General features: G+C 39.6%; 1 protein-coding gene. It reads right to left on the reverse strand.

The features are described 5' to 3' along the window. Positions 1-593, reverse strand: a 593-nt coding sequence (locus tag ACFIL8_RS12340) for an ABC transporter substrate-binding protein (RefSeq protein WP_375690061.1), incomplete at both ends; no start/stop codon positions are given.

The following is a 593-nucleotide window of genomic DNA, read 5'->3' on the forward strand; positions in this document are numbered from 1 at the left end:
GTCTGATAGATAAAAGCATAAGGCCCTTTCTGCATAAAATCACGTTGTAAATCAGCATACATTTGCGCCCGTTTTTTGGGATCTTTTTGAAACAATGCATCTTGAACCTTTTGATTCATAGTTTCATCCAAATACCCATGGCACCAACTCGCATAGCCTGTATTTTTAGCCTCAAGCCGATTATCTGGATTATAAATAAGACGTGAAGCCATTGTATGAGGATCCGCAGAATCATTATTCCATCCGAAAAAAATTGTATCAAAAGTACGTGCAGATAGTTTTGAAAATAACTGCGTGCCTACGAAGCGTTCAATTTTAAAACGTACCCCCACCTTTTTTGCATTGTCTTGGAGAGACTGAGCAATAGGCAAAGCAAAAGGATAAGGAGAGGCACCGGCAAAAATACTGGCCTCAAAACCATCCGGATAACCGGCTTCCGTTAAAAGTTGCTTTGCTTTTTGGAGATCAAGTTTAAAGGGTTGTCCCTCTTTTTCATCCAAAGCTCCAAGATTACCAAGAGGAATAAAACTTGCACGTGGAATACCAACATCTTTGAGAAGAGTCTTACCGAGTCCTTCATAGTCAATAAGATA

Source organism: Bartonella sp. AP57NXGY, assembly GCF_042195805.1.
Classification (GTDB): domain Bacteria; phylum Pseudomonadota; class Alphaproteobacteria; order Rhizobiales; family Rhizobiaceae; genus Bartonella.